Origin of the sequence: Streptomyces niger (genome assembly GCF_000718305.1) — a bacterium.
GTDB classification, from domain to species: Bacteria; Actinomycetota; Actinomycetes; order Streptomycetales; family Streptomycetaceae; genus Streptomyces; species Streptomyces niger.
This window is the reverse complement of sequence record NZ_JOFQ01000007.1, coordinates 119,591-143,648: the sequence shown is the minus strand read 5'-3', so window position 1 is coordinate 143,648 and position 24,058 is coordinate 119,591. Positions and strand designations below refer to the sequence as shown.

Sequence of the window (24,058 nt, the reverse complement as noted above, 5' to 3'; positions counted from 1 at the left end):
ACGGACCTCAAGACCTCAGGACCTCAGGACTGAGCCCCGTTCTCCGCGCCGGTCTCCTTCGTGCGGCCCGGCAGGGAGAAGAGCATCAGCAGGACACCGGCCAGCAGGACCACCGCGGCGACGCGGAAGGCGAACGCGTATCCGTCGGCCAGGGCGACCCGGCCACTGCCCGCGACCCCGGCCGCCGCCGTCGAGAGGATCGACAGGCCGAGCGCGCCGCCCATCTGCCGCGAGGTGTTGATCAGCCCGGAGACCAGCCCGGCGTCGCCGGCCGCCGCACCCGCCGTGCAGATCGCGGCGATCGGGGTGGCCGAGAGCCCGGCGCCCAGCGCCATGGTGATGCCGGGGCCGAGGATCGTGCCGAGGTACGTCCCGTGCACGCCCATGGTCGACTGCCAGGCCATGCCGACGGTGGCGAGCAGTACGCCCACCACGGCCACGGTCTTGGCGCCGATGCGGGGCAGCGCCATCAGCCGGGGCGCGACCTTGGAGCCGAGCACGATGGAGAAGGAGTGCGGGAGGAAGGCCAGGCCCGCCTGGAGCGCGCTGTAGCCGAGGACGTTCTGCGTGTAGAGCGAGAGGAAGTACCACATGGAGAACATCCCGGCGCCGACCACGACCATCGCCGACGTCGTCGCCCAGACCGACCGCGGCCGGAAGACGCCCAGCGGCATCAGCGGCGCCGCCGAGCGGGCCTCGACCAGCACGAAGGCGCCGAGCACGACCAGCCCGGCGAGCAGCGGCAGCAGTGCGCCGGCGGCCGTCCAGCCGCGCTCGCCGGTCTGCACGATGCCGTAGGCGACGAGCGCGAGGCCGCCGGTGACCAGCAGCGCACCCGGTACGTCCAGCCGGCGGCGCCCCTCCTGCCGGCTCTCGGTGAGGCAGTACGCGGCGCCGGCCAGGACCAGTGCGCCGATCGGCACGTTGATCAGCAGCACCCAGCGCCAGGACAGGAACTGGGTGAGCAGCCCGCCGACCAGGCCGCCCGCCGCGCCGCCGCCCGCACCGACCGCGGTCCAGGTGGCCACGGCCCGGGTGCGCGCGGGGCCCTGCGGAAAGGAGGTGGTGAGGATGGTGAGCGTGGCGGGGGCGAGCACGGCGGCGCCGACGCCCTGCACCGTCCGCGCGGCGATCAGCTGCCAGGACTCCTGGGCGAGTCCGCCGCCCAGGCTGGCCGCGGTGAACAGCGCGAGGCCGAGGAGGAAGATCCGCTTGCGTCCGAAGAGGTCGGCGGCGCGGCCGCCCAGCATCAGGAACCCGGCGAAGGTGATCACGTAGGCGTTGACCACCCACTGCAGGCCCAGCTCGCTCAGGCCGAGCGAGGACCGCATCGACGGCATCGCGACGTTCACCACGGAGACGTCGAGGACCACGAGGAACTGTCCCGCGCAGACCGCGAGCATCACCGCCCAGGCGGGCGGTGCCTTGCGCGCTGTGGTGCCGGACGAGGGCTGGTCAGTGGTCATGAGCGGGGGCATGGTGGTCATCGTGTCATCAGATGGATGCCCTGGGCATCGGATTATCGGCCCAGCGATCCCGGTCCGAAGGGCCTAGGACCATGGGACGTACGGGGACGGCAGGCGTGCGCGCTACGCCCGGCGCAGCAGCGTCACCACCGCGGCGCCGCCCAGCCCGATGTTGTGCGCCAGCCCCACCCGCGCGCCTGGTACCTGCCGGGCGCCCGCCTCGCCGCGCAGCTGCCAGGTCAGCTCGGCGCACTGGGCCAGGCCGGTGGCGCCGAGCGGGTGGCCCTTGGAGATGAGGCCGCCGGAGGGGTTCACCACCCACCGCCCGCCGTGCGTGGTCGCCCCTTCCTCGGCGAGCTCGCCGGACGCGCCGTCCGCGCACATGCCCAGCGCCTCGTAGGTGAGCAGTTCGTTGACGGAGAAGCAGTCGTGCAGCTCGACGACGTCGACGTCCTCGATGCCCAGCCCGCTCGCCTCGTACGCCTGCCGGGCCGCGGCGCGCGACATCGGCCGGCCGACGACGTCGATGCAGGAGCCGGAGGCGAAGGACTCCTCGGTGTCGGTGGTCATGGCCTGCGCGACGATCTCCACGGCGCGGTTCCGGAGGCCGTGTGCGCGGACGAATCGCTCGGAGACGACGACGGCCGCGGCGGCCCCGTCGGAGGTCGGCGAGCACTGGAGCTTGGTGAGGGGCCGGTGGACGGTCCTGGCCGCGAGGATCTCCTCGACGGTGTAGACGTCCTGGAACTGGGCGTACGGGTTGTCCGCCGAGTGCCGGTGGTTCTTCGCGCCGACCGCCGCGAACTGACGGGCCGTCGTGCCGTACCGCTGCATGTGCTCGCGGGCCGCGTTGCCGAAGATCTGGGCGGTGGGCGGGGTCCGCTCGAAGCCGTGCCGGGCGGCCATCACCCCGTAGTGCCGGGCCACGGGGGACGTGGCGAGGTGCTCATCAGTGGTTCCGCCACGGGCCCCGCCGTCCGCGCCGCCGCCGAGCGCGCCGCGCTTCATCTTCTCGAAGCCGAGCGCGAGCACGCAGTCGCTGGCCCCGCCCTCGACGAACTGCCGCGCCATCATCAGCGCGGTCGCCCCCGTGGCGCAGTTGTTGTTGACGTTGTAGACGGGGACGCCGGTCAGACCCAGTTCGTACGCGGCCCGCTGCCCGGCGGTGGACGCCTGGTAGCAGTAGCCCACGGCCACCTGCTCGACCTGCTCGTACCGGACCCCGGCGTCCGCGAGCGCCGCGCCGCCCGCCTCCTTCGCCATGTCCCAGTACTGCTGGTCCCGCGTCTCCGGCTTCTCGAACTTGGTCATGCCGACACCGATGACGTACGCCTTCATGGGGGGTCCCTTCAGTCGCGGGGCAGCCCGAGCAGCCGTTCCGCGACGACGTTGAGCTGCACCTGTGTGGTGCCGCCCGCGATGGTCAGGCAGCGGGACATCAGGAAGCCGTGCAGCGCCCGCTCCCCCGCGCCCTCGCGCACGGCGCCCGCCGGGCCGAGCAGTTCGAGTGCGAGCTCGGCGACGGCCTGCTGGTGGCGGGTCTGGACGAGCTTGCGGACGCTGGCCCCGGCACCCGGTTCCAAGCCGTCGACCTGCTGGAGGGTGGTGCGCAGTCCGATGCAGCCGAGCGCGTGCGCCTCGGCCGCCAGCTCGCCGACGCGGGCGCACAGGGCACCGTCGGCCTCGGCCGTGCCCGCCCGTGTGATCAGCGCTTCGAGGCCGGTGTCGAAGGTCATCTGGTCGGCCATGTGCACGCGTTCGTTGCCGAGGGTGTGCCGGGCGACCCGCCAGCCGTCCCCGGGCTCCCCCACCACCGCGTCGGCCGGCAGCAGCACGTCGTCGAAGTACACCTCGTTGAAGAGCGCGTCCCCGGTGATCTCCGTCAGCGGCCGGACCTCGATGCCCGGTGTCCGCATGTCGACGAGGAAGTAGCTGAGCCCCTTGTGCTTGGGCGCTTCCGGGTCGGTACGGGCGAGCAGGATGCCGTACCGCGCCCACTGCGCCGCCGACGTCCACACCTTCTGCCCGTTGACCCGCCAGCCGCCGTCCGCCGTCCGCTCGGCGCGGGTCCGCAGGGAGGCCAGGTCGGATCCGGCCTCCGGCTCGGAGAACAGCTGGCACCACAGCTGTTCGCCGCGGAGGGTGGGCGGCAGGTGACGGTCGCGCTGCGCGGGCGTGCCGTAGCTGATCAGCGACGGCACCACCCACGTGGCGATCCCCAGCTCGCTCACCTTCACCCCGGCGGCCCGCAGTTCCTCCTGCACGGCGAGCTGGTGCAGCGGGCCGGCGCCGAGGCCGTACGGCTCGGGGAGGTGCGGCGCCGCGTATCCGGTGGGCGCCAGCTTCCTGCGCGCGGCGGCCGGGTCGAGCCCCACGGCCTGCCGGATCGCCTCCCGGGCCGCGGCGCGGTAGGCGTCCGCCGCGGCCGGCAGCTCCATGCGCAGCTCGCGCCGGGCGCCCGCGGCGCCGTACCGGGCCGCGCGCTGCCGGTGCCCGGCCGGGCCGCCCAGCAGCTGCCGGGCCACGATCGCCCGGCGCAGGTACAGGTGCGCGTCGTGTTCCCAGGTGAAGCCGGTGCCGCCGAGTATCTGGATGCAGTCCTTGGCGCAGGTGAAAGCGGTCTCCAGGGCGGTCGCCGTGGCCAGCGCGGCCACCAGGCCGCGTACCTCGGCGGGTTCGTCCATGGCCCGCGCGGCGTCCCAGGCGAGCGCCCGCGCCTGTTCGAGCCGTACGAGCATCTCGGCGCACAGGTGCTTGACCGCCTGGAACTGTCCGATGGGCCGCCCGAACTGCTCGCGGACCGTGGCGTGTGCGGTGGCGGTGTGCAGCGCCCAGGCGGCGGTGCCGCACGCCTCGGCGGCGAAGAGGGTCCCGGCCAGGTCCGGTACGAGTCCGGGGTCGAGCGCGAGCACGCGGTCGGCGGGGACGCGGGTCCCGGCGGCGGTGACCTCGGCGGCCGGTCGGGTGGGGTCGGCCCCGGCCGGTACCCGGATGTCCAGCGCCCCGGCGTCGACGGCCAGCCAGACCGGCCCGGTCTCCGCGGCGGCCCCCAGCACGAGCACGTCCGCTTCCCCGCCGCCGAGGACCGGCGGGGCCGTGCCGTCCAGGACGTACCCGCCTCCGGACGCGGTCGCGGTCAGCCCGTCGGGCGCCAACGCCACGGCTCCGACGCGCTCCCCCGCCGCGAGTTCCCGTACGAGGGTGCGTACCGCTTCGCTGCGGGCGCCGCGCCGCAGCAGTTCGGCGGCGAGCACGCTCGGCAGGTACGGCCCGGGGAGCGCGGCCCGGCCGGTCTCCTCCAGGACGACCGCGAGATCCAGCAGCTCCCCGTCGCCGCCGCCGTACTCGGCCGGGAGCTGCGGGCCGAGCAGTCCCTGTGCGGCAGCCTCCTGCCACCAGGCGGGCCGGCCGGCCCGTGCCGGCGCCGCGTCGAGCAGCTTCCGCCGGTCCTCGGGCGGCACGGCGCGGGTCGCCCACCCGCGCACCGCAGCGGCCAACTCGTGGTGGTCCCGCGTGATTCCGATGCCCGTGCCGGGCACGGTAGAACAGGTTTCAGTCGGGCGGAAGACCAGAACTGACGGTTAGTCAATTCTATCGGGGGCGGGCGCCGCCGGGCCGATGGCCTGGCGCCCGGCACCGGTCCCGCACCGGACACGCGGGCGTCGGTGGACCCCCGCGCGCGCCGAGGCGGGCGGGGTGCGCCACGATGAGCGGGATGTACGCGCCGGTAACGGGTCTCCGGCGCCCGCCACCAGGAGGTATCCGATGACCGCCGCTCCCCCGCCGGAGACGCTCGCCGCGTTCGAGGCGGCCAAGGGGTTCATGCCCGTCGACGAGGGGCTGGCGCTCTACGCGGCGGCCGCCGACGCGGGCGCGCTCGGGCTGCCGCTGATCGAGATCGGCACGTACTGCGGGCGCTCCACGCTGCTGCTGGCCGACGCGGCGCGGGCGGCCGGGGTGCCGGCCGTCACCGTGGACCACCACCGCGGCAGCGAGGAGCAGCAGCCCGGCTGGGACTACCACGACCCGGAGGTCGTCGACGCCGAGGTCGGGCGGATGGACACCCTGCCCGCCTTCCGCCGCACGCTGCACGCGGCCGGGCTGGAGGACCACGTCCTCGCGCTCGTCGGGCGCTCCCCGCAGGCCGCGGCGCTGTGGCGGGCCCCGGCCGGCCTGGTCTTCATCGACGGCGGCCACACCGACGAGCACGCCACGGCGGACTACGAGGGCTGGGCGCCGCACGTGGCGCCGGGCGGCCTGCTGGTGATCCACGACGTGTTCCCCGACCCGGTCGACGAGTGGACGGGCCAGGCCCCGTACCGCATCTACCTGCGCGCGCTGGAGTCCGGCGCGTTCACGGAGGTCTCGGCGCACGGGTCGCTGCGCGTCCTGCGGCGGACGGGCGAGGGCATCTGAGGGACGACCGACCGACGAGGGGAGGCGGGCGGGGCCCGATCGGGCCCGGTGCCGGACGCGCCACGGGCGGGAACGTCGGCTTCCGGCCGTCGGACGTTACGATCGCGTCGTGTCGAACGGCAGTACTCCCCCCGCGTCCCGCCGCCGTGCCCGTACGTTCCGCCCCGCGCCGACCGCACCGGCCGTGCTCGCCGTGCTGGCCGCTCTCGGCTGCGCCGGCTGCGGCGCCCTCGGTGGCGGTACGGCGTCCGAGGGCGGGTCGGGCCCGGACCGGCCCGCCGCTGCCGGGCAGCACACCCCGAAGGCGGGGCCGGACGACGACACGGCGAGCAAGGACGGGAGCCGGGAGCGCGGCACGGCGGCCGGCGGCGGCCCGCTCAAGGGCAAGGTCGTGGTGATCGACCCCGGCCACAACCCCACCAACCGCGACCACACCGCGGAAATCGCGCGCCAGGTCGACGTCGGTAACGCCCGCAAGGAGTGCGACACGACCGGCACGTCCACCGATGCCGGGTACGCGGAGGCCGACTTCACCCTCGACGTGGCGCGCCGCGCCCGCACGCTGCTGCGGAAGGAAGGCGTGCGGGTCGTCTTCACCCAGGACGGTGACAAGCCGTACGGGCCGTGCGTGGACGAGCGCGCCGAGATCGGCAACACGGCGCACGCGGACGCCGCGATCTCGATCCACGCGGACGGCGCCGGCGCGGGGAACCGCGGTTTCCACGTGATCCGTCCGGGCGTGGTGCACGCCGGCGGCGCGGACACCCGGAAGATCACCGGTCCGTCGCGCGACCTCGCCGACCACATCGTGGGCCGCTTCGTCGCGGCGACCGGCAGCGCGCCGGCCAACTACATCAACGACGGCAAGGGCCTGGACACCCGTACCGACCTCGGCGGGCTCAACCTCTCCCGGGTGCCGAAGGTGTTCCTGGAGTGCGGCAACATGCGCGACGCGCAGGACGCGGCGCACCTCACCGACCCCGCGTGGCGCCAGAAGGCGGCCGCCGGCATCGCCGAGGGCCTCACGGGCTTCCTGCGCCGCTGACGGCCGGCCCGCGTCGGCAGCACGCGCCTGACCGGCCCGTCCGGCGGCCCGGACCGCGTTCATAAGGGGACGAGACGACCCAGCGGATGGGGCGGTAAGTTCCCCCTTACGATAGGGGCCACCCCCGCGCCTCGCACCGTGCGCAATCGGCGACAGCACGACCTACGACGAAAAACGGCAAAGGACTCCTTACGTGAACATCCGATCCCTCACACGAGGCGACGGCGTGGTGATCGGAGCAGCGGTGTTGCTGTTCATCGCCTCGTTCCTCGATTTCACCGGCGCCAACTGCTCGGGTGAGCTGGCCAAATACTGCGCCGAGGCCGACACCGTGAACGCCTGGGACACGCTCTCCGTCGTCATGAGCATCTACCTGGCCGGTGTCATCGCCGCCGTGCTCATCATCGTGAGCCGCGCACTGCCGCAGCCGCGCAAGATCGCCGGCCTGGACCTGGGCCAGTTCGGTGTCGCGCTCACCCTCTTCGCGGCCTGGACGGCGTTCTGGACCATCATCAGCGTCGGCAGCGCGGGCCCCGGCATCATCATCGGCCTCATCGCCACGCTGATCCTCGCCGGCGCGGCCCTCGCCACGCCGCTCGTCCCCGCGCTGCAGGCCAAGCTCATCACCGCCCCCGCCGCCTCGCCGTCGCCGTACAACACCGGCGTCAACGCCGGGTACGGCTACCCGGGTGCGCAGCAGGCGCCGGGCCAGGGCTACGGCTACCCGGGCGGCCCGCAGCAGGGCGGCCAGCCCTCGTACGGCGGCCAGCCGCAGCACACGCAGGGCGGCCAGGCGGCGCAGCCCGCGCCCGCCGCGACCGACCAGCAGGCCGGCGCGCCGGCGGCCGAGTTCGCCCCGTTCTGGTTCGCGGTCCCGGTCGCCCGCCCGCTGTACGGCGAGGACGGCAGCCCGACGCCGATCGCCGAACTGGCGCCCGGCACCTGGTACCTCGCGGTCGAGCAGCGCGGTCAGGCGCTGATCGCGCAGACCCAGGACGGCCGCCGCGGCGTCCTGCAGGACACGACCGGCATCCAGCGCGGCTGAGTCCGCGCGCCGACGGCGGCACGCGGCCCCGCACCCACGAGTGGGTGCGGGGCCGTTGCCATGTCCGCACCCGCCTCGTACAGTCGCCGCACCCGGCTCTGACGGTACGTCAGGAAGGATCGGCATGCGGCTCGGACTCGCGCTCGGCTACTGGGGCCGCGGCCCCGACCCACGCCACCTCGAACTGGCCCGCACCGCCGAGGCGCTGGGCTACGACTCGGTGTGGACGGCCGAGTCCTGGGGCTCGGACGCGTTCACCGCGCTCACCTGGATCGCCGCCCACACCTCCCGGATCAAGCTGGGCACCGGCATCGCGCAGATGGCGGCGCGCACCCCCACCGCCACCGCGATGCACGCGCTCACCCTGGACCATCTGAGCGGCGGCCGGGTGTTGTTGGGGCTGGGGCTGTCGGGCCCGCAGGTCGTCGAGGGGTGGTACGGCAGGCCGTTCCCCAAGAGCCCGCTGACCGCGACCCGCGAGTACGTCGACGTGGTACGCCAAGTGCTGCGCCGCGAGGGGCCGGTGACGCTGGACGGCCGCTTCCACACCCATCCGTACCGCGGCCCGGACGGCACCGGCCTCGGCAAGCCGCTCAAGCCGATCACCCATCCGCTCCGCGCCGACCTGCCCGTCCTCCTCGCCGCCGAGGGGCCGAAGAACATCGCCCAGACCGCCCGTATCGCGGACGGCTGGCTGCCGCTGTACTGGTCACCGGAGCGCACCGACGTCTACCGGGCCTCGCTCGACGGGACGCCGGCCGGCTTCCGCATCGCGCCCATGGCCCGCGCCGCGGTCTGCGACGACGTCGCCGAGGGGCTGTGGCCGGTCAAGGCGATGCTGGGCTTCTACATCGGCGGGATGGGCCACGCCACCAAGAACTTCCACGCGGACCTGATGGCCCGCATGGGGTACGCGGAGGAGGCCCGGCGGATCCAGGACCTCTTCCGGCAGGGGCGGCGGGAGGACGCCGTCCTGGCCGTCCCCGACGCCTTCGCCGACGAGATCTCCCTCGTCGGGCCGCGCGCCCGCATCGCCGAGCGGCTGGCGGCGTGGCGCGCCGGGCCGGTCACCGACCTGCTGGTCACCGCGCCCGACCCGCACACCCTGCGCGTACTCGCCGAGCTCAACTCCTAGCGCGCCGGGCCGTCGCCCGTCACCAGGACACCAGGCCGATCCACTCGTCGAACAGGTCGCGGTCGCCCTGGACGGTGACCGTCGGGTGCTCCGGCGGGAGGCGCCGGTAGAAGACCAGCAGGACGTCCGTCAGCGGGCCGCTGAGCGTGGCGGCGGCCCGCTCGTCCGCGCCGGCCCGCCGCCAGGTGAGCCGGTCGCCGGTCATGTCGATGATCCAGCGGGAGCCGCCCTGCCCGATGTCCGTGGCGTGCAGACAGAGGGTGCGGCCCGGGCCGAGCAACCGCCTCAGCTCCGGCCGGAGTTCCAGGGCCTGCGGCGCGGTGCCGATCTCCAGCCACTCCTCCAGCGTGTCCACCGCGACGTCCGGAGCGAGTCGGTACTCGGCCCCCGCCGCGATCGCCGCGTCCGCCCGGTGGATCACGGTCTCGTGCACGGCGCGCCGCGCCCAGAACCCCGCGGCCCGTGCGTCGGTCCAGGTCCACACCCGGGCGTCGGGGCCGGCCTCCCGCAGCGCGGCGGCGGTCGCCGCCGCGCCCGCACCGAACCAGGCGTCCAGCGCCGCCGGGTCCTCGTCCCCCGGCCCCTTGAAGTCCGGTACGGCCTCGTCGGGCACCATGTCCTGTGCCCGGGTGCGTACCGTCGTCCCCATCCAGCGGAGCGCTCCGCCGAGGTGCCGGGTCAGCTCGCCGATCGTCCATTCCGGGCAGGTGGGAACCGTCGCCTTCAGGTCCGCCCCCCGCAGTACCTCCCGGAACAGTCCGGTCTGCACCAGAATCTCTTCGCAGTACCTCTCGTGCCCAAGGCGTGTCATACCCGCACACTAGTGCGCTTTCCTGGCGCCCGCCCCCGAATTCGGGGGCGGGACGGTCAACGGCAGCAGTCCGGTTCCAGCCCCGTCGGGAGGCGTTCGGCGCCGAAGACGGCCGTGGTCGCCTCGTCGCCGCCGAGCGCGGCGACCGCCAGCAGCAGGGAGCCCGCCGTCCACGTCGTCAGCTCGCGCGGCCAGATGGCGTCGTCGTCGAAGACGTAGCCGGTCCAGTACATGCCGTCCTCGGCGCGCAGGTGCCGGATCGAGCGGAGGATCTCCACGGCCCGGTCGGACTCGCCCATCGCCCAGAGGGCCAGGGCCAGTTCCGCGCTCTCGCCGCCGGTGACCCAGGGGTTGGGCAGCACGCAGCGGACGCCGAGCCCCGGCACGACGAAGTCGTCCCACTGCGCCTCGATGCGCTCCTTGGCGGCCTGGCCGCGCAGCGCGCCGCCGAGCACGGGGTAGTACCAGTCCATCGAGTAGCGGGACTTGTCGAGGAACCGCTCGGGGTGGTGCCGGATGGCGTGGCCCAGCCGGCCGGTCGCCAGCTCCCAGTCCGGCTGCGGTTCACCGCGCTGCTCGGCCATCGCCAGGGCGCAGCGCAGCGCCTGGTGGACGGAGGAGGAGCCGGTCAGCAGCGCGTCGGCGACGGGCGTGCCGTCGTCCTCGCGCTTCCAGCCGATCTCGCCGCCCGGCTGCTGGAGCGCGAGCACGAACTCGATCGCGGCGTAGACGGTGGGCCACATCCGGTCCAGGAAGGTGTCGTCGCCGGTGGAGAGGTAGTGGTGCCAGACGCCGACGGCGAGGTACGCGACGAAGTTGGTCTCCCGGCCCCGGTCGGTGGGCCGCTCCGCGTCCCCGTCGGCGTACGCGGCGTACCAGGAGCCGTCGGGGAGCTGGTGCTCGGCGAGCCACAGGTACGCCGCTTCCGCGCGCTCGTGCTCGCCGGCCGCGTCCAGCGCCATCGCGGCCTCGGTGTGGTCCCAGGGGTCGAGGTGGTGGCCCCGGAACCACGGGATGGCGCCGTCCGCGCGCTGGGCCGCGAGGATGCCGGCGACGGTACGGGCGGCCTGCTCGGCGGTGAGCACTCCGGGCAGGACGAGTCGTTCGGTGCGCCCGGGGCTCGTCACAGGGCGGCTCGCGCGGGCTCGTCGTGCGGCGCGGCGGCGGCCTTCGGCTCGTGCGGCTTGGTGGCGTAGGCGACGAAGCTCTTGCCGATGAGCGGGTTCAGCGCGTTCTCGGCGAGCCGCGTGGCCAGCGGCTTCTTCATGATGTCCCAGACCAGGAGCTTGTGGTACGCCTTGACCGGCAGCGCCTTGTCGTTGTCCACGCCGAACGCGCACTTCAGCCACCAGTAGGGGCTGTGCAGCGCGTGCGCGTGGTGGCTGCCGTACGGGCGCAGGCCCGCCTCGCGCATCTTGCCGAGCAGTTCGTCGGCCTTGTAGATGCGGATGTGGCCGCCCTCGACCTCGTGGTACGCGTCGCTGAGCGCCCAGCAGACCTTCTCGGGGCCGTAGCGCGGGACGGTGACGGCGATCCGGCCACCGGGCTTGAGGACCCGGACCATCTCGGCGAGCACGCCCTTGTCGTCGGGGATGTGCTCCATGACCTCGGAGATGATCACGACGTCGAAGGAGTCGTCGGGGAAGGGCAGCGCGAGCGCGTCGCCCTCCATGGCGGTCGCGGTGGCGCCGGCCGGGGCCTCGCCGGCCTCCTCCATCGCCGCGAACCACTTGGCGACCTCGCGGATCTCCTCGGCGTTCTGGTCCAGGGCGACGACCTGCGCGCCGCGCCGGTAGCACTCGAAGGCGTGCCGGCCCGCGCCGCACCCCAGATCGAGCACGCGGTCGCCCGGTGCGAGCGGGAATCGGGAAAAGTCGACGGTCAGCACGGCCTCTCAGCTTTCGTCCTGGGGGTGTCCCGGCCGCACGGGGACGGCGGGGACGGTATGGCGGTCACGGCGGTCTCGGCGGGCAGGGGTGGAGCTGGTCTAGGCGCGTGCGGCGGGCTCGGCGGCCGGGACGGCGGCGGGGCGTGCGGTCTGCGGGCGGCGCTCCGCCTGGCGGGCGATGGCCTCGCGGTAACGCTCGGCGGTGCCGATGGCCGCCTGCCGCCAGGTGAAGCGGGCGAGCACCCGCTCGCGCCCCGCGGCACCGAGCCGGCGGCGCAGGTCGGCGTCGCCCAGCAGCCGGTTCAGGCCGGCGGCCAGCGCGCCCGCGTCGCCCGGCGGCACGGCGAGGCAGGTCTCGCCGTCGGGCCCGGCGACCTCGGGGATCGCGCCGCCGGTGGTGGCCAGCAGCGGGGTGCCGGTGGCCATGGCCTCGGCGGCGGGCAGTGAGAAGCCTTCGTAGAGGGAGGGCACGCAGGCGACCTGGGCGCCGCGTACGAGGTCGACCAGCTCGGCGTCGCTGATGCCCTTGACGAACTCGATGGCGCTGCCGAGCCCGTACCGCTCGATGGCGGCGGCGACAGGGCCGTCGTCGGCGCGCTTGCCGACCACGACGAGGTGCGCCTCGGGGTTCTCGGTGCGGACCTTGGCGAGCGCCTCGACCAGGTGGATCAGGCCCTTGAGCGGCACGTCGGCGCTGGAGGTCGTGACGATGCGCCCTGGCACCTCGGGGACGGCGGGGTCGGGCGAGAAGAGGTCGGTGTCGGCGCCGATGTGCACGACGTGGATGCGGTCCTGACGGACGCCCAGGTGGTCGGTGATCTCCTGGGCCGAGGAGCCGGAGACGGTGAGGACCGAGGGCAGCCGGCGCGCGACGCGCTTCTGCATGCGGGTGAAGCCGTACCAGCGGCGGACCGAGGCGCGCCGCTTCCAGCCGTCGGCGGCGGCCAGGTCCAGCTGCCGGTCGACGGTGATGGGGTGGTGGATCGTGGTGACCAGCGGCGCGCCGAGGTCGCCGAGCAGGCCGTAGCCGAGCGTCTGGTTGTCGTGGACGACGTCGAAGTCGCCGCGGCGCGCGGCGAGATGGCGGCGGGCCCGCAGGGAGAAGGTGAGCGGCTCGGGGAAGCCGCCGGTCCACATCGTGCCCACTTCGAGGGCGTCGATCCAGTCGCGGTACTCGTCGCGTCCGGGCGTGCGGAAGGGGTCCGGCTGCCGGTAGAGGTCCAGGCTGGGCAGCTCGGTCAGCGACACTTCCCCGGCCCCCGTCCGGGAGGCGTCCGCGCCGTCGAGGACGGGGTAGGGCTGGGCGCCGATGACCTCGACGGAGTGGCCGAGCCCGGCCAGTTCGCGGGAGAGGTGGCGTACGTAGACGCCCTGGCCGCCGCAGAACGGATTCCCTTTGTAGGTGAGCAGGGCGATCCGAAGGGGGCGGTCGCCGGTGGCCTCGGCGGGGCGAGCGGCGGCTGCCTGGACGGCCTCAGCGGACACTCTCGGCCCCTCTCTCACTGGACTTTCGCCGGAGCGTAACCGCTGGCGCTAATCTAGAACAAGTTACAGAACGGATCGGTTACCGACGAGTTCACACAGCTCGAATCTACCGGGCGGGGCACCGACGAAAAGAGCCGCACCAGGTGATTCGCACCACGACCCACCCCCTGCCATGCTGACCCGATCAGCAGCTCGACGTACCCCGCAGCACGGACGGACCGCCACGGAATGGGACACATGACTTCCGAACACCGGCCGGCGCTTCCCGCCAGTCACGCGCTGACCGAGCGCCAGGAAGCGCGCCGCCGCCGCATCCTGCACGCCAGCGCGCAGCTTGCCGGGCGCGGCGGCTTCGACGCCGTGCAGATGCGCGAGGTCGCGGAGCTGTCGAACGTCGCCCTGGGGACGCTGTACCGCTACTTCCCCTCCAAGATCCATCTGCTGGTGGCGACCATGCAGGACCAGCTGCAGCACATGCACGCGACGTTGCGCAAACGCCCGCCGACGGAGAGTGATCCCGGGGCGAGGGTGGCCCAGACGCTGATGCGGGCCTTCCGTGCGATGCAGCGCGAGCCGCACCTCGCGGACGCCATGGTGCGCGCACTCACCTTCGCCGACCGGTCGGTGAGCCCCGAGGTGGACACCGTCTCCCGGCTGACGACGGCGATCATCCTGGACGCCATGGGGCTGGATTCGGCCGCCACGCCCGAGCAGCTCTCGGCCGTGCGAGTGATCGAGCACACGTGGCACTCCGCGTTGATCACCTGGCTGTCGGGGCGGGCTTCGATTGCGCAAGTGAAGATCGACATCGAGACGGTGTGCCGACTCATCGAGCTGACGTCGCCCCAGCGCCCGGAATAACCTCTTTCGTACCGGCAGTTCCCTTCTCCCGCGGCCGACCGCACCCCCTCACGGCGTGCATACATGCATCCTGCCGTGCACCCGTGCGCCCCCTTGCCCCCTCTTGGCCTGATCTGCGGCCCCACGAAGCGCGCATTACAGGTATGAATTCGGGGTGGTTGACAAATATGCCGGTACACGGGGGTCTGGAGGGGGACTGAAGTGATCCGGGTGCTGCTGGTGCACGACGTCTGCCTGTTTCGATGGGCGTTGGCCGAGGTGCTCAGCAGGGAAAACGACATAGAGGTGGCGGTGTCCACGCCGGATGGCGCGGTGAGCCGGGTGCGCGCGTTGCAGCCGGACGTCTGCGTGGTCGATGTGGACTCCGCCGTGCCGATCGGACTGAATGCGTTGCGAAAGCTATCGGACAGTGGGGGCGCGCCAACGGCACATGCCGAAGGTAAATATTCGAGGGAGGACTCCGGTTGGGGTGACGGTGCGTATCGAACCGTCGAGCCGCACCGGAACGGCCGGGCGGCGAGAACCACGGCCGGCGCGCACGGCGCGGTGAACGGCAGAGGGGCGAACGGGAGGGGCGCCCCGGCCGGCACCACGCAGGTGGTGCCGGACGCGTACGGCGACCACCCCCTCCCGGGGCACGGCGTGCCCGGCCGCGGCCCCATCGCGCACATCCCGCAGCAGGCCACCAGATGCCGCGAACACCCGGCGCACGGGGCGGCCGACACCGCGCCCTGCGGTGCCGAGTGCGCGCCGGGCGGGGCTCGGGAGGCGGCGGCCGCACCGCGCCGGGGGCCCGCGCTGCTGGTACTGGGCTCCGCCGGCCGGCCGGGGCCGCTGCGCCGGGCGTTCGAGGCCGACGCGCTCGGCTTCGTCGACAAGGAGGGCTCGCCCCGGCAGCTCACCGCCGGAATCCGGCAGGTCGCGGCGGGCCGGCGCTTCATCGACGGCTCGCTCGGCTTCGGCTTCCTGCAGGCCGCCGAGATGCCGCTCACCGAGCGGGAACTGAGCGTGCTCTCGCTCGCGGCGGAGGGGGCCTCGGTCGCCGAGATCGCCGGCACGCTGCACCTGTCCAACGGCACGGTGCGCAACTACATGTCCGCGATCACCCGCAAGACCGGCGCCCGCAACAGGATCGACGCCATCCGCATCTCCCAGGGGGAGGGCTGGCTGTGACCGGAGCACCGGGCAACGGCTCGGGCCGCGCCCCACGCAGGGGGGCGCGGCCCGGGCCCGGTCCGGTCAGCGCGCGAGCGCCGGCCGCGCACCGCCGTCCGCCCACTCCCCCACGAGGTCGCGGTAGAGCGCGGAGCGCCGCAGCAGATCGCGGTGGCGCCCGCACAGCGCGTACGTACCGTCCATCACCAGCACGCGGTCCGCGCGGAGCGCCGAGCTGATGCGGTGCGCGACGACGATCAGCGAGCCGCCCGGCCGGGCGGCGAAGGCCCGTTCCGCACGGGCCTCCGTCGCGGCGTCCAGATGGCAGCCGGCCTCGTCGAGGAGGGCGAGCGGGGCGGGCGCGAGATGCGCACGGGCGAGCGCGATCAGCTGGCGCTCCCCCGCGGAGAGCGTGCCGGGCGTGACCCGCGCGCCGAACCCGCCGAGCCGCTGTACCAGTTCGGCGGCGCCCACCGCCACGGCCGAGGCCCGCAGGGCGGCGTCCGGCACCGACTCGGGGCGCGGGCAGAGGTACAGCAGGTTCTCCCGGAGCGTCCCGGAGAACACGTAGGCCTGCTGCGGTACGAGAACGCGCCTGGACCCCGCGCCGTTCCCGCCCAGCCGGATCTCTCCCCGATCGGGGACCAGCACCCCCGCGAGCAGCGCCGCGAGGGTCGACTTGCCGATCCCGCTCGGCCCGACGACGGCCAGGTGCCCGCCGACCGGCAGGGTCAGCTCCAACCCCTGCACCACGGGCGTCGCATGCTCCCCGTAAGCGAAGGACACCCCCCGCGCCTCCACCGCCAGCCCACTGGCGGCGGGCGGCGTCGCCCAGGCGGGGAGGGGGACGGGGGTATCGGTCGCGGCCCGGGAGTGCTGGGCGGCGGACTCCTCAGGAGCGGAGTACGCGGCGTACCCGGGTACCTCGGATCCGAGGTACCCGGTTGCCTCGCCCCGCGCGTGTCGGGTCGTCCCGCCACCGGGCAGCGCGGGCGCCCCGCTCCCGGAGAGCTCGGTCGCCGCACGGGTCGTGCGGTTGCCGGCCGTGCGGCCCGGTACCGGGATCCCGCCGGGGAGCATCCGTCGCTTGGCGGGCAGCGCGTGCCGCGGCCGCTTGGCGTGCCGCGCGCCACCACGGGTCGCGGGGGCGACCGAGGACTCGGCCGGCCGGGTGGCCGCAGGTTGCGCGGGCGGCGTCGGATTCGACAGCGGGCGGGGTATCGGCGCCAGGCCGGGCGGCAGCTGAGAGGTCGGCGGGGAACCGACCAGCGGCTGAGCGGTCGCGGGCGGGGCGGCGGACGGGCGGGCCGCCGGCGCCGGGCCGGCCGGCGGCTGCGGGGTCGCCGGGGGTACGGCCATCGGCGGTACGGGCGGCCGGGCTGGAGCCCCTGGGGCCGGGAAGCCCGAGGCCGTAGCGCCCGGAGCCGGGACGCCCTGGGCCCCCGCGCCCGGGACCGGGGGGAGGGCGGGGAGTTCGGGTACGGGCGGGAGCGCGAACCAGCTCTGCGCACCGGTACCGCTCGGCAGCGCGGGCCGCGCGACGACGGGGAGGCCGGGGCCGACGGGGCCGGGTGGCCGCGGGGCCGGAAGCGCATCGGCCGCCTCCGGCGCCGCCGTCGCCTCCGTCATCTCCATCACCCCGGCCGCTCCGGCCGCCGGCTGCCCCGAGGTGGCCGGGGCGGCGGGGTCGGGCACCGCCACGCTCCGGCCGGCCCCGGTCAGCCGGCGCAGGACGACGGCCAGCCGCGTACCGGACGTACCCAGCCCCTGCAGCAGCGCGTGCAACGCGGGCAGCAGCGACTGCGTGAGGTACGCCAGCGCGCCGACCAGCGCACCGGGAGTCGCCCCGTTGCCCAGCAGCCAGGGCGCGGTGACCAGCAGCAGGACCACCGGCAGCCGCCCGCCCACGCCGAGCGCGAGGTGCCGGCAGACGTGCCAGCGGGCGAGGGTGCGGGACGCCCGCCACTCGGCGTCGAACCGCTCCCCCACCTCGCGCGCCACCCGCTCCTCGGCACCGCCCGCCGTCACGTCGCGCAGGCCGCCGACCGCTACGCCCACCGAGTGGACGATCGCCTCGTCGGCCGCCAGGTACGTCTCCTGGCCGCGCGTCACCGGACGCAGCGTCAACGCGTGGAGCCCCAGGCCGAGCACGAGGGGCGGCAGGACGACGAGCAGCAGTACCGGGGCGAGCGACAGCAGGCCGATCAGCGCGCCGGCGGCGGTGAAGACGAAGCCCCGGACCACCATGACCAATCCGCCGAAGGTGTCGCGCGCGATCTCCACCTGATGCGCGGCGCGGGACACCGCACCGTGGTCGGCCTCCCGCAGCGCACGGGTGACGACCCGTCGGAGCAGCTCGTCGCGGAGCGGTTCGACGAGGTCGGCGACGGAACGGTAGACCCGGCCCGTACCGTACGCGCCGACCGCGACGGCCAGCGCGGCGGCGGCCAGCCAGCCGAGCCCGACGGTCGATCGGCCGGCGAGGAAGCCGTCGTCGACGGCCCTGGCCAGTGCGAAGCCGAGCAGGAACGTCTGGGCCGCCTCGGCGACGGACCAGGCGGCCAGCCGCGCCACGACGGCCCGCCGCCGGCCCAGGAACCGCCGCGCCCCGTCCCGCAACCGCTCCTCGCCGTCCGTTCTTCTCGCTTCGCCGCGCACTCCGCTGTCGCTCCCGTTCGTACCGGTCACTGCCGTTCTCCCACCGGTCACTGCCGTCCGTATCTCTTCCACCGCGGATTCCGCCGCGGATTCCGCCGCGGAGTCCGCCGCGGAACCCACTGCGGACCGCTCCTCACCGGCGACCCGCGCACCGTCCGCGCTCACTGGTTCCCCCGCCGCTGCACGGCCCACCGCTCGCCGAGCGCCACGACCCGGGCGGCGGTCATCTCAGGCCCGGCCACCGGCCGCCCGGAAGGCGCCGGGGCGCCCCCTTCCGGCCCCGGTGCCGCCGGGCCGGACGAAGTCGCCGAGCCGGACTGCCCCTTCGGACCGGCGGTCGAGACGTCCGGCCCCGGGGCCGGGGCCGAGGGCGGAGTCGGGGGCGGGGCCGGGGCCGAGGGCGGAGTCGGATTCGGGGTCGGCGTCGGGGTCGGGCTCTCCCCCGCAGGCCGGTGTCCGTGGCCCAAGGGGCGGTGTCCGGGGCGTGCGACCCGTGGGGCCGGTGCCGGCGGCTGAGGCCCGGTCTGGGAGAGCAGGTCCGCCAGGGCACGGCGCCGGCGCTGCGTGACGGGCATGCCCTCCGGTATCGGGATGCCCTCCGGCACCGGCCACCCGCCGGGTACCGGCCTCCCCTCCGACGCCGGCCTCCCCTCGGGTGCCTGCGCCTCGCCGCCCGGGGCCCGCCGGCCGTGGGCCCAGCTCGGCACGTTCGGGATGTCCGGCACGTTCGGGATGTCCGGCACGTCCGCGGCGCCGGGCGACGAGGGCGACCACTGCGCCTCCACGGGCGTCAGCCCCTCCCCTCGTGCATCGGCCGGCCGCGCACCGGCGGGCCCCCCGATCCGCCGGGCCCCCCGCCCCGGGAAGTCCCGGCCCGACGAGCCGCCGCGCGAGGCCCCGCGCCCCGGTCGGCCCGCATCCGAACCGCCCGCATCCGAACCGCCCGCGTCCGACCGGCCGTTGTTCGCGGGCCCGGCGTCCGCGGGGCCGCCGTTCGGCGCGCCGGCTCCTGCCCCCTCCCGCTGGGCGGTGGCCGCGCCGTGGCCGATGGCCCGGCGCGGGCGGGGGCCGGGACCGCCGGCCGGCGGCTTTTCCACCGCCGGGCCGTCCGCCGGGCGCCTGCGCACCGGGAGCCTGGCCGTCGTCCGGTCCTGCTCCGCCGTCCCGTCCTCCGCCGCGACCGGTACCTGCCACCGGTGGGGCGGCTGCCCGCTCTCCTCCGCCGGCGGCGCCGGCTCGTCCTGCCCGAACAGGGCCCGGTAGCGCGGGTCCTCCCAGAGCGTCGCGTGCGGCGCCAGCGCCCGGATGAAGCCCGCGTCGAGCCAGGCGACCAGGTCCGCGCGGGCGGCGGTGGCGGCCCGGTGCGCGATGATCAGCCGGGTGCCGGCCCGTACGTCCCGCAGCAGCGCACGGCCGACGCGCAGTTCGGTGACCGTGTCGAGGCTGGACGTCGCGTCGTCGAGGATCAGCAGCCGCTCGGCGTGCGCGAACGCGCGGGCCAGCCCCAGCCGCTGGATCTCCCCGCCCGACAGCGGCACGTCGGCGCAGGGCGTGGCGTACCCCTCGGGCAGCCGCCGGATGAAGGACGCCGCGCCCGCCGCGTGCGCCGCCGCCTCCACGTCGCCCGGCCCCGGCTCGTACACCCCGTACGCGACGGTGTCGTGGACCGTGTCGCCCAGCAGCGCGGGCCGTGCGAAGGCGTAGCCGACGGAGCGCCGCAGCGCGTAGTGGCTGAGCCGGCGCAGCGGTTCGCCGTCCAGCAGGACTTCGCCGGCGTCGGGTTCGATCAGGCGCCCGGCGACGGCGGCGAGGACGGACTTGCCGGTGCCGGAGCGGCCGACGACGGCCATCGTGCAGCCGCCGGGGACGGTCAGGTCGAGGCCGTCCAGGACGGTGTGGCCGGCCTTCCGTACCGTGATGCCGCGCAGTTCCAGCGCCCCCGTGCACGCCGCGGCGCCCCCTTCACCGCCGGCGTCCACCCCGGCGCCCGACTCCGCCGAGGAGCCCGTCTCCGCGGCGCGCCCTTCCGTCGCCTCCACGTCGCCGTATTCGATCGCGGGGAGGTCCTGGAGCGCGGTGAGGCGGCGGGCCGCGGCGCGGCTGTGGACCAGGCCGTTGAGGTGGCCGACGAGCGTGCCGACGCCGGCCGCGAGCACCGCGTACCGGGAGGCGGCGAGCAGGTCGCCGAGGGTGAGGGCGCCGGTCAGCAGCCGCAGCCCGCCGACCGCGAACACGGCCAGCTGGAGCAGCGGGACCAGGGCCGCGGCCTGGGCGGTGGACCGGCCCTGCACCCGCCACATGCGGTGGCCCTGGCGGGAGAGGGCGGGCAGCGGCGTGAGGATGCGGGCGGCCTCGCGTTCGTGGCTGCCGGCGGCGGCGATGGTGCGGGCGCCGCCAATGGCCTCCAGCAGCCGCCCGGCGATGTCGCCCTGGATCCGCTGGTACTGCGCCACGCAGTCCCCCGTCTCGCGGACGAACGCACGCATCAGCAGCGCCAGCAGTGGCAGCCCGAAGACGAAAGCGGCCGCGGTCCACGGGTCGAGCAGGGCCAGCCCCACCAGCGCGCCGATCGGGGTGAGCGCCGTGGCCGCGGTGGCGGCGAGCGCGGTGGGCGCGGTGCCGGCGGTGGCGGCGTTGCCCACGACCCGCGCGACCAGATCGCCGTTCTCGTACCGCTCGGTGGCGGTGGGCCCGGCGGCCAGTACGCCGCGGAGCGCCCGGCGGCGCAGCCAGACGGTGGCGCGGGCGTCCGTCGTACCGGTGAGCAGGCCGTCGAGCGCGCCGAGCAGGACGAGCAGCGCGAACAGTCCGGCGCAGGCGGCCAGCCAGGACTGTGCGGGGCGGCCGTCGAGCAGCAGGTCCAGGGTGTGGCCGAGGGTGACGGGGAGGGCGAGACCGACCGCGGCGCCGCCGGTGGTGAGCAGCAGGACTGCCGAGGCCCGGGGGGCGCTGTGGCGCAGGGCGCCGAGCAGCAGCCGGTCGGCGGGTTTGGCGGTCACGGATCTTCCTCCCGGACGAGCTGACGAGCTGGTGAGCTGACGAGCAGTTGGAGCGGAGCGAGCGGATGGAGCGGAGCGAGCGGTGCAGTGGACGAGCTGGGATGCCGCGCCGCCGACGAGCTGCTGAGCTGTACCTGACAGCCCCATACGCAGCCGCCGACCACGCGGGTGATGCGGGGAAATGGTGTGCGTGCGGCTCGTGTGAGCCGCACGCACACCGGTCCGTACCGGGTCGGATCGGCCTTGCCGGAGCAGACCGGCCGACACGGGCGGAGTGCCGCGCCGCACCGGACCGGACCTCACGGTCCGGTACGGGTACGGCCACCTCCCGTGCCGTCGCCGGCCTGTATCACCTCACGGTCCCTGGCCGACAGGTTCCGGAACGAACCTGATCGGGGGCGGTGCGCCGGTCAGTGGCGCAACGCGTTCGGTTCGGGCAGCGCCGGGAGGAACGGCAGTTGCACCGGCTCCTCGTGCAGCGCCGAACCGAGGGCGAGCAGGCAACCGGCCGTGCCGGTGGACAGGTCCATCGACAGCCGCATCAACTGGTCGCCGGGGAAGGCGAGTTCACCTCGGTAGGGCATCGTGTACCAGCTCAGGTCGGCGATCTGCGACGCCAGCGCGGCCTCGACCTCGGGGTCGGGCGTCGTGGTGCGCGCCAGGTGCAGGACCATGCCGGCGCGGCCCCTGAAAAGGCCCGGCTGCGCGTAGAAGCGGGCCTGCGCGGCCGGCAGCATCGCCATGCGCGCCTCCTCGAACTCCGCGTCGGCGCGGTGCGTGAGGTAGTCGTCGAGGACCATCGCGATGCCCACCGAGCCAGCGCCGAGGTAGGGCATGGTGCGCCAGCCCTCGTCCACCAGCAGCGTGCCGCGTGCGTTGCGGACGCACCGGGCGAGGTCGCTGCGGAGCGCCTGCGCCGCGAGGTCCAGCAGCCCGGGGTCGCCGGTGCCTTCGTACAGGCGCAGGAAGAGCAGCGCGGGGCCGCTCGCGCCGCGCAGCAGGCCGGCCCGGTTCGCGCAGCTCTCCAGCCGGTCGGCGGCGTGCCCCGCCGCCTCCAGGGCCCGGTCGCGCAGTTCGCGTGCGCCGCGCTCGCGCGCCAGGTGGTCCAGGGTGAGGCCGATGCCGGCCAGTCCGCCGTACAGGTCGGGCCCGAGGCGGTACCACTTCTCGGCGAGCACCCGCTCGATCAGCTCGTCGGCGCGTTCGCGGTGGCCGAGCCGGTCCAGGACGTAGGCGATGCCGGCGAGTCCGTCGTAGCACCCGAGGGGGGTGCCGAGGGGAGGCGGAGTGGTCTGCCGCAATAACCACTCCTCACCCTCCTCGAACCCCTCGGCACCCGTCTCGGAGAGCGCGTACAGGACACCGGCCGCCCCGTGGGCGATGCCGAGTCCGCCGCCCTCGGCGAACTGGGCGACGTCGCCGGGGAACAGGCGGTCCGTGCGCTCGGGCGTGGCCGAGGCGAGGATGCCCCGGACCATGGATTCGCGGCTGCGGGGCCAGTCGGCCGGGTCGCAGACGTACGGTTCGCGGGTGTCGACCGCGACGAGGTGGCGGGCCTGCGCGGGGCGCCGGATCCGCGCCTTGACGGGCTGGGGCGCGCAGATCGTGCGCACGGCGTCCTCCAGGAACCCGGGCGGTACGCCGGGGAATTCGCGGGCGATCGTCTCGGCCAGGTCGGTCGCCTTGTCCCGCTCGATCGCCAGCAGCTCCGTCATCGGCAGGAAGAGCGCGAGGCGCAGGCAGGCCAGCGCGTACCGGTCGATGTCGTAGCCGGTGCGGTCGCGCGGGGCGGTGAAGGCCGGGTGGGCGAGGGACTGCCGGGCCGGGTCGTCGACGTCGGTGGCGGACTCCAGGTCCAGCAGGGTGACGCTCATTTCGTCGGGCGCGACCAGCACGTTGAACAGGTGCAGGTCGTTGAGGACCAGGCCGCGGCGGTGCACCGCGGCGACGGCCTGCTCGACGGCGGCGTGCATGCCCACCGCCCACTCGGTGTAGGAGGTCAGCGCCTCCGGCTCGGGGTCGGCGGTGAGCAGCGGGTGCCGCTCGGTGAGGCAGGCGTGCAGCGTCTTGCCGGGGACGTGGTCCACGACCAGGAAGCGGTGGTCGCCGACGGTGACCCAGTCGCGTACCTCCGGGGCCACGCCGAGGCCCGAGAGCCGCCGCAGCGCGGCGCGTTCGCGCTCCAGCCGGGTGACCGCGTCGGCGCCGTCGGCGGCGAGCCCGGCGTGCGGCCTGGCCTCCTTGAGGAGCACCCGTTCCCCGGTGCTCCGGTCGCGGCCGACGTAGACGCCGCCTCCGTTGGCGAAGCGCAGCGCCGATTCGACGGCGTACGGCAGGTCGGCGACGGTGGTGGCGTTGCGCGCCTTGAGGTGCGGGGCCAGGAAGCCGGGCAGCTCGACCCACTCCGGCGGCCGGAAGGCGGCTTCGCGGCGGTCGGGGACCAGCCGGCCCTCGGCGTTCTCGATGGCGGGCACCAGCGCCCCGGTGCCGTCGACGCAGTACCGCTTGGTGAACCCGCCGTACCGCACGTACAGCGGGCCGTCGTGCCACCGCAGGTCGCTGAGGATGTAGGGGCCCGGCTCGCCGTCCAGCAGCGAGCCCAGCTCCTCCAGAATGCGGTGGCATTCCTTCTCGTCCGCCGGGTAAATGGTGGCGAATTTGCCGCCGGCCGTCCGGTCCGCGTAGCGGGAATTGCGCAGCCGCAGCGGGCGCGGGCCGGGCACGAATTTGAAGGGAATGGAATGGGAGACGCAGTAGTCCCAGACCTTGGAGGCGATCTTTTCCGCATTGTCCGGGCAGGCCGACACCTGTACCTTCCACCCCTGGGCCGGCCTGCCCGGACGCGGGTTCCCCTCGCTGTCCACGGGATTCACGTGGAGCCAGTCCCCGGAGAGGAAACAGCGCCACCCTTCGGGGACTGCGCGCTGCGCCGCTTCGTACACCGCACTGTCGTCCGCTGCGGCATCCTCCCCGACGGACAAACGGTCCGGGGTTTCGTAGAAATACCTGCCGGCTAGGCAGTACACCTCGTACCGCTTGTCCATCGTCTCCCCCCTCGGCGGCGTGGAACAGAGATTTCCACGTATGGAGAGGG

The 24,058-nt window shown here is 74.7% G+C and carries 15 protein-coding genes and 1 pseudogene; 6 read left to right on the top strand and 10 right to left on the bottom strand.

The features are described from left to right. Nucleotides 1-23: 23 nt before the first annotated feature. The 3 genes from IF20_RS14935 to IF20_RS14925 all read right to left on the bottom strand — a co-directional run bounded on the left by IF20_RS14935 (nt 24) and on the right by IF20_RS14925 (nt 5,005). Nucleotides 24-1,487, bottom strand: a complete 1,464-nt coding sequence (locus IF20_RS14935) for an MFS transporter (RefSeq protein WP_052865643.1) — start codon at nt 1,485-1,487, stop codon at nt 24-26. 102 nt (nt 1,488-1,589) lie between these two features. Continuing rightward, the gene (locus tag IF20_RS14930) at nt 1,590-2,804 is read right to left on the bottom strand and encodes a lipid-transfer protein (RefSeq protein WP_052865642.1); all 1,215 of its coding nucleotides are present in this window, start codon (nt 2,802-2,804) and stop codon (nt 1,590-1,592) included. Nucleotides 2,805-2,815: 11 nt separating this feature from the next. Further along, nucleotides 2,816-5,005, bottom strand: coding sequence for an acyl-CoA dehydrogenase (locus IF20_RS14925; RefSeq protein WP_052865641.1), 2,190 nt, complete (start codon nt 5,003-5,005; stop codon nt 2,816-2,818). Nucleotides 5,006-5,231: 226 nt separating this feature from the next. On the opposite strand from IF20_RS14925, the gene IF20_RS14920 reads away from it, so the two are divergent. The 4 genes from IF20_RS14920 (at nt 5,232) to IF20_RS14905 (ending at nt 9,107) form a co-directional block, all read left to right on the top strand. Continuing rightward, nucleotides 5,232-5,882, top strand: coding sequence for a class I SAM-dependent methyltransferase (locus tag IF20_RS14920; RefSeq protein WP_052865640.1), 651 nt, complete (start codon nt 5,232-5,234; stop codon nt 5,880-5,882). A 109-nt stretch (nt 5,883-5,991) separates the two neighbouring features. Continuing rightward, entirely contained in the window at nt 5,992-6,927 is a 936-nt protein-coding gene (locus IF20_RS14915) for an N-acetylmuramoyl-L-alanine amidase (RefSeq protein WP_052865639.1), read from the top strand. 193 nt (nt 6,928-7,120) lie between these two features. Then, nucleotides 7,121-7,972, top strand: coding sequence for a hypothetical protein (locus tag IF20_RS14910; protein WP_052865638.1), 852 nt, complete (start codon nt 7,121-7,123; stop codon nt 7,970-7,972). 124 nt (nt 7,973-8,096) lie between these two features. Further along, the gene (locus tag IF20_RS14905; protein ID WP_052865637.1) at nt 8,097-9,107 is read left to right on the top strand and encodes an LLM class F420-dependent oxidoreductase; all 1,011 of its coding nucleotides are present in this window, start codon (nt 8,097-8,099) and stop codon (nt 9,105-9,107) included. Between the two features lie 19 nt (nt 9,108-9,126). Here IF20_RS14905 and IF20_RS14900 read toward each other — a convergent pair whose 3' ends face one another. The 4 genes from IF20_RS14900 to IF20_RS14885 all read right to left on the bottom strand — a co-directional run bounded on the left by IF20_RS14900 (nt 9,127) and on the right by IF20_RS14885 (nt 13,291). Next, the gene (locus IF20_RS14900; protein ID WP_052865636.1) at nt 9,127-9,918 is read right to left on the bottom strand and encodes a maleylpyruvate isomerase family mycothiol-dependent enzyme; all 792 of its coding nucleotides are present in this window, start codon (nt 9,916-9,918) and stop codon (nt 9,127-9,129) included. Nucleotides 9,919-9,974: 56 nt separating this feature from the next. Continuing rightward, entirely contained in the window at nt 9,975-11,045 is a 1,071-nt protein-coding gene (locus tag IF20_RS14895) for a prenyltransferase/squalene oxidase repeat-containing protein (protein ID WP_052865635.1), read from the bottom strand. Next, on the bottom strand, nt 11,042-11,806 hold the full coding sequence (locus tag IF20_RS14890) for a class I SAM-dependent methyltransferase (protein ID WP_052865634.1): 765 nt from the start codon (nt 11,804-11,806) through the stop codon (nt 11,042-11,044). Before IF20_RS14890 ends, IF20_RS14895 begins: the two co-directional genes overlap by 4 nt. A gap of 99 nt (nt 11,807-11,905) precedes the next feature. Then, nucleotides 11,906-13,291, bottom strand: a complete 1,386-nt coding sequence (locus IF20_RS14885; RefSeq protein ID WP_052865633.1) for a glycosyltransferase family 4 protein — start codon at nt 13,289-13,291, stop codon at nt 11,906-11,908. 237 nt (nt 13,292-13,528) lie between these two features. Between IF20_RS14885 and IF20_RS14880 the strand changes: the two genes are divergently transcribed. Together IF20_RS14880 and IF20_RS14875 are read left to right on the top strand one after the other, a co-directional pair. Then, nucleotides 13,529-14,152: a TetR family transcriptional regulator gene (locus IF20_RS14880; RefSeq protein ID WP_052865632.1), complete on the top strand. Its 624-nt coding sequence runs from the start codon at nt 13,529-13,531 to the stop codon at nt 14,150-14,152. 789 nt (nt 14,153-14,941) lie between these two features. Continuing rightward, nucleotides 14,942-15,325: pseudogene (locus IF20_RS14875) on the top strand (response regulator transcription factor); the annotation flags it as partial. Between the two features lie 66 nt (nt 15,326-15,391). Here IF20_RS14875 and IF20_RS39940 read toward each other — a convergent pair. The 3 genes from IF20_RS39940 to lanKC form a co-directional block, all read right to left on the bottom strand. Beyond that, nucleotides 15,392-17,995 carry an ABC transporter ATP-binding protein gene (locus IF20_RS39940; RefSeq protein ID WP_234426658.1) on the bottom strand — a complete coding sequence of 868 codons (2,604 nt, stop codon included), beginning with the start codon at nt 17,993-17,995 and terminating at the stop codon, nt 15,392-15,394. Between the two features lie 131 nt (nt 17,996-18,126). After that, entirely contained in the window at nt 18,127-20,964 is a 2,838-nt protein-coding gene (locus tag IF20_RS40710; protein ID WP_324605568.1) for an ATP-binding cassette domain-containing protein, read from the bottom strand. A gap of 410 nt (nt 20,965-21,374) precedes the next feature. Continuing rightward, nucleotides 21,375-24,008 (bottom strand): class III lanthionine synthetase LanKC, encoded by a 2,634-nt coding sequence (gene lanKC / locus IF20_RS14860; RefSeq protein ID WP_052865631.1) that lies wholly within the window; start codon nt 24,006-24,008, stop codon nt 21,375-21,377. Nucleotides 24,009-24,058 lie beyond the last annotated feature (50 nt).

Bases quoted from the DNA above. Each gene is read 5' to 3' on its own strand.
- lanKC (WP_052865631.1), bottom strand. From the start codon at position 24,008: ATGGACAAGCGGTACGAGGTGTACTGCCTAGCCGGCAGGTATTTCTAC.
- IF20_RS14920 (WP_052865640.1), top strand. From the start codon at position 5,232: ATGACCGCCGCTCCCCCGCCGGAGACGCTCGCCGCGTTCGAGGCGGCC.
- IF20_RS14930 (WP_052865642.1), bottom strand. From the start codon at position 2,804: ATGAAGGCGTACGTCATCGGTGTCGGCATGACCAAGTTCGAGAAGCCG.
- IF20_RS14935 (WP_052865643.1), bottom strand. From the start codon at position 1,487: ATGACCACCATGCCCCCGCTCATGACCACTGACCAGCCCTCGTCCGGC.
- IF20_RS14900 (WP_052865636.1), bottom strand. From the start codon at position 9,918: ATGACACGCCTTGGGCACGAGAGGTACTGCGAAGAGATTCTGGTGCAG.
- IF20_RS14905 (WP_052865637.1), top strand. From the start codon at position 8,097: ATGCGGCTCGGACTCGCGCTCGGCTACTGGGGCCGCGGCCCCGACCCA.
- IF20_RS14880 (WP_052865632.1), top strand. From the start codon at position 13,529: ATGACTTCCGAACACCGGCCGGCGCTTCCCGCCAGTCACGCGCTGACC.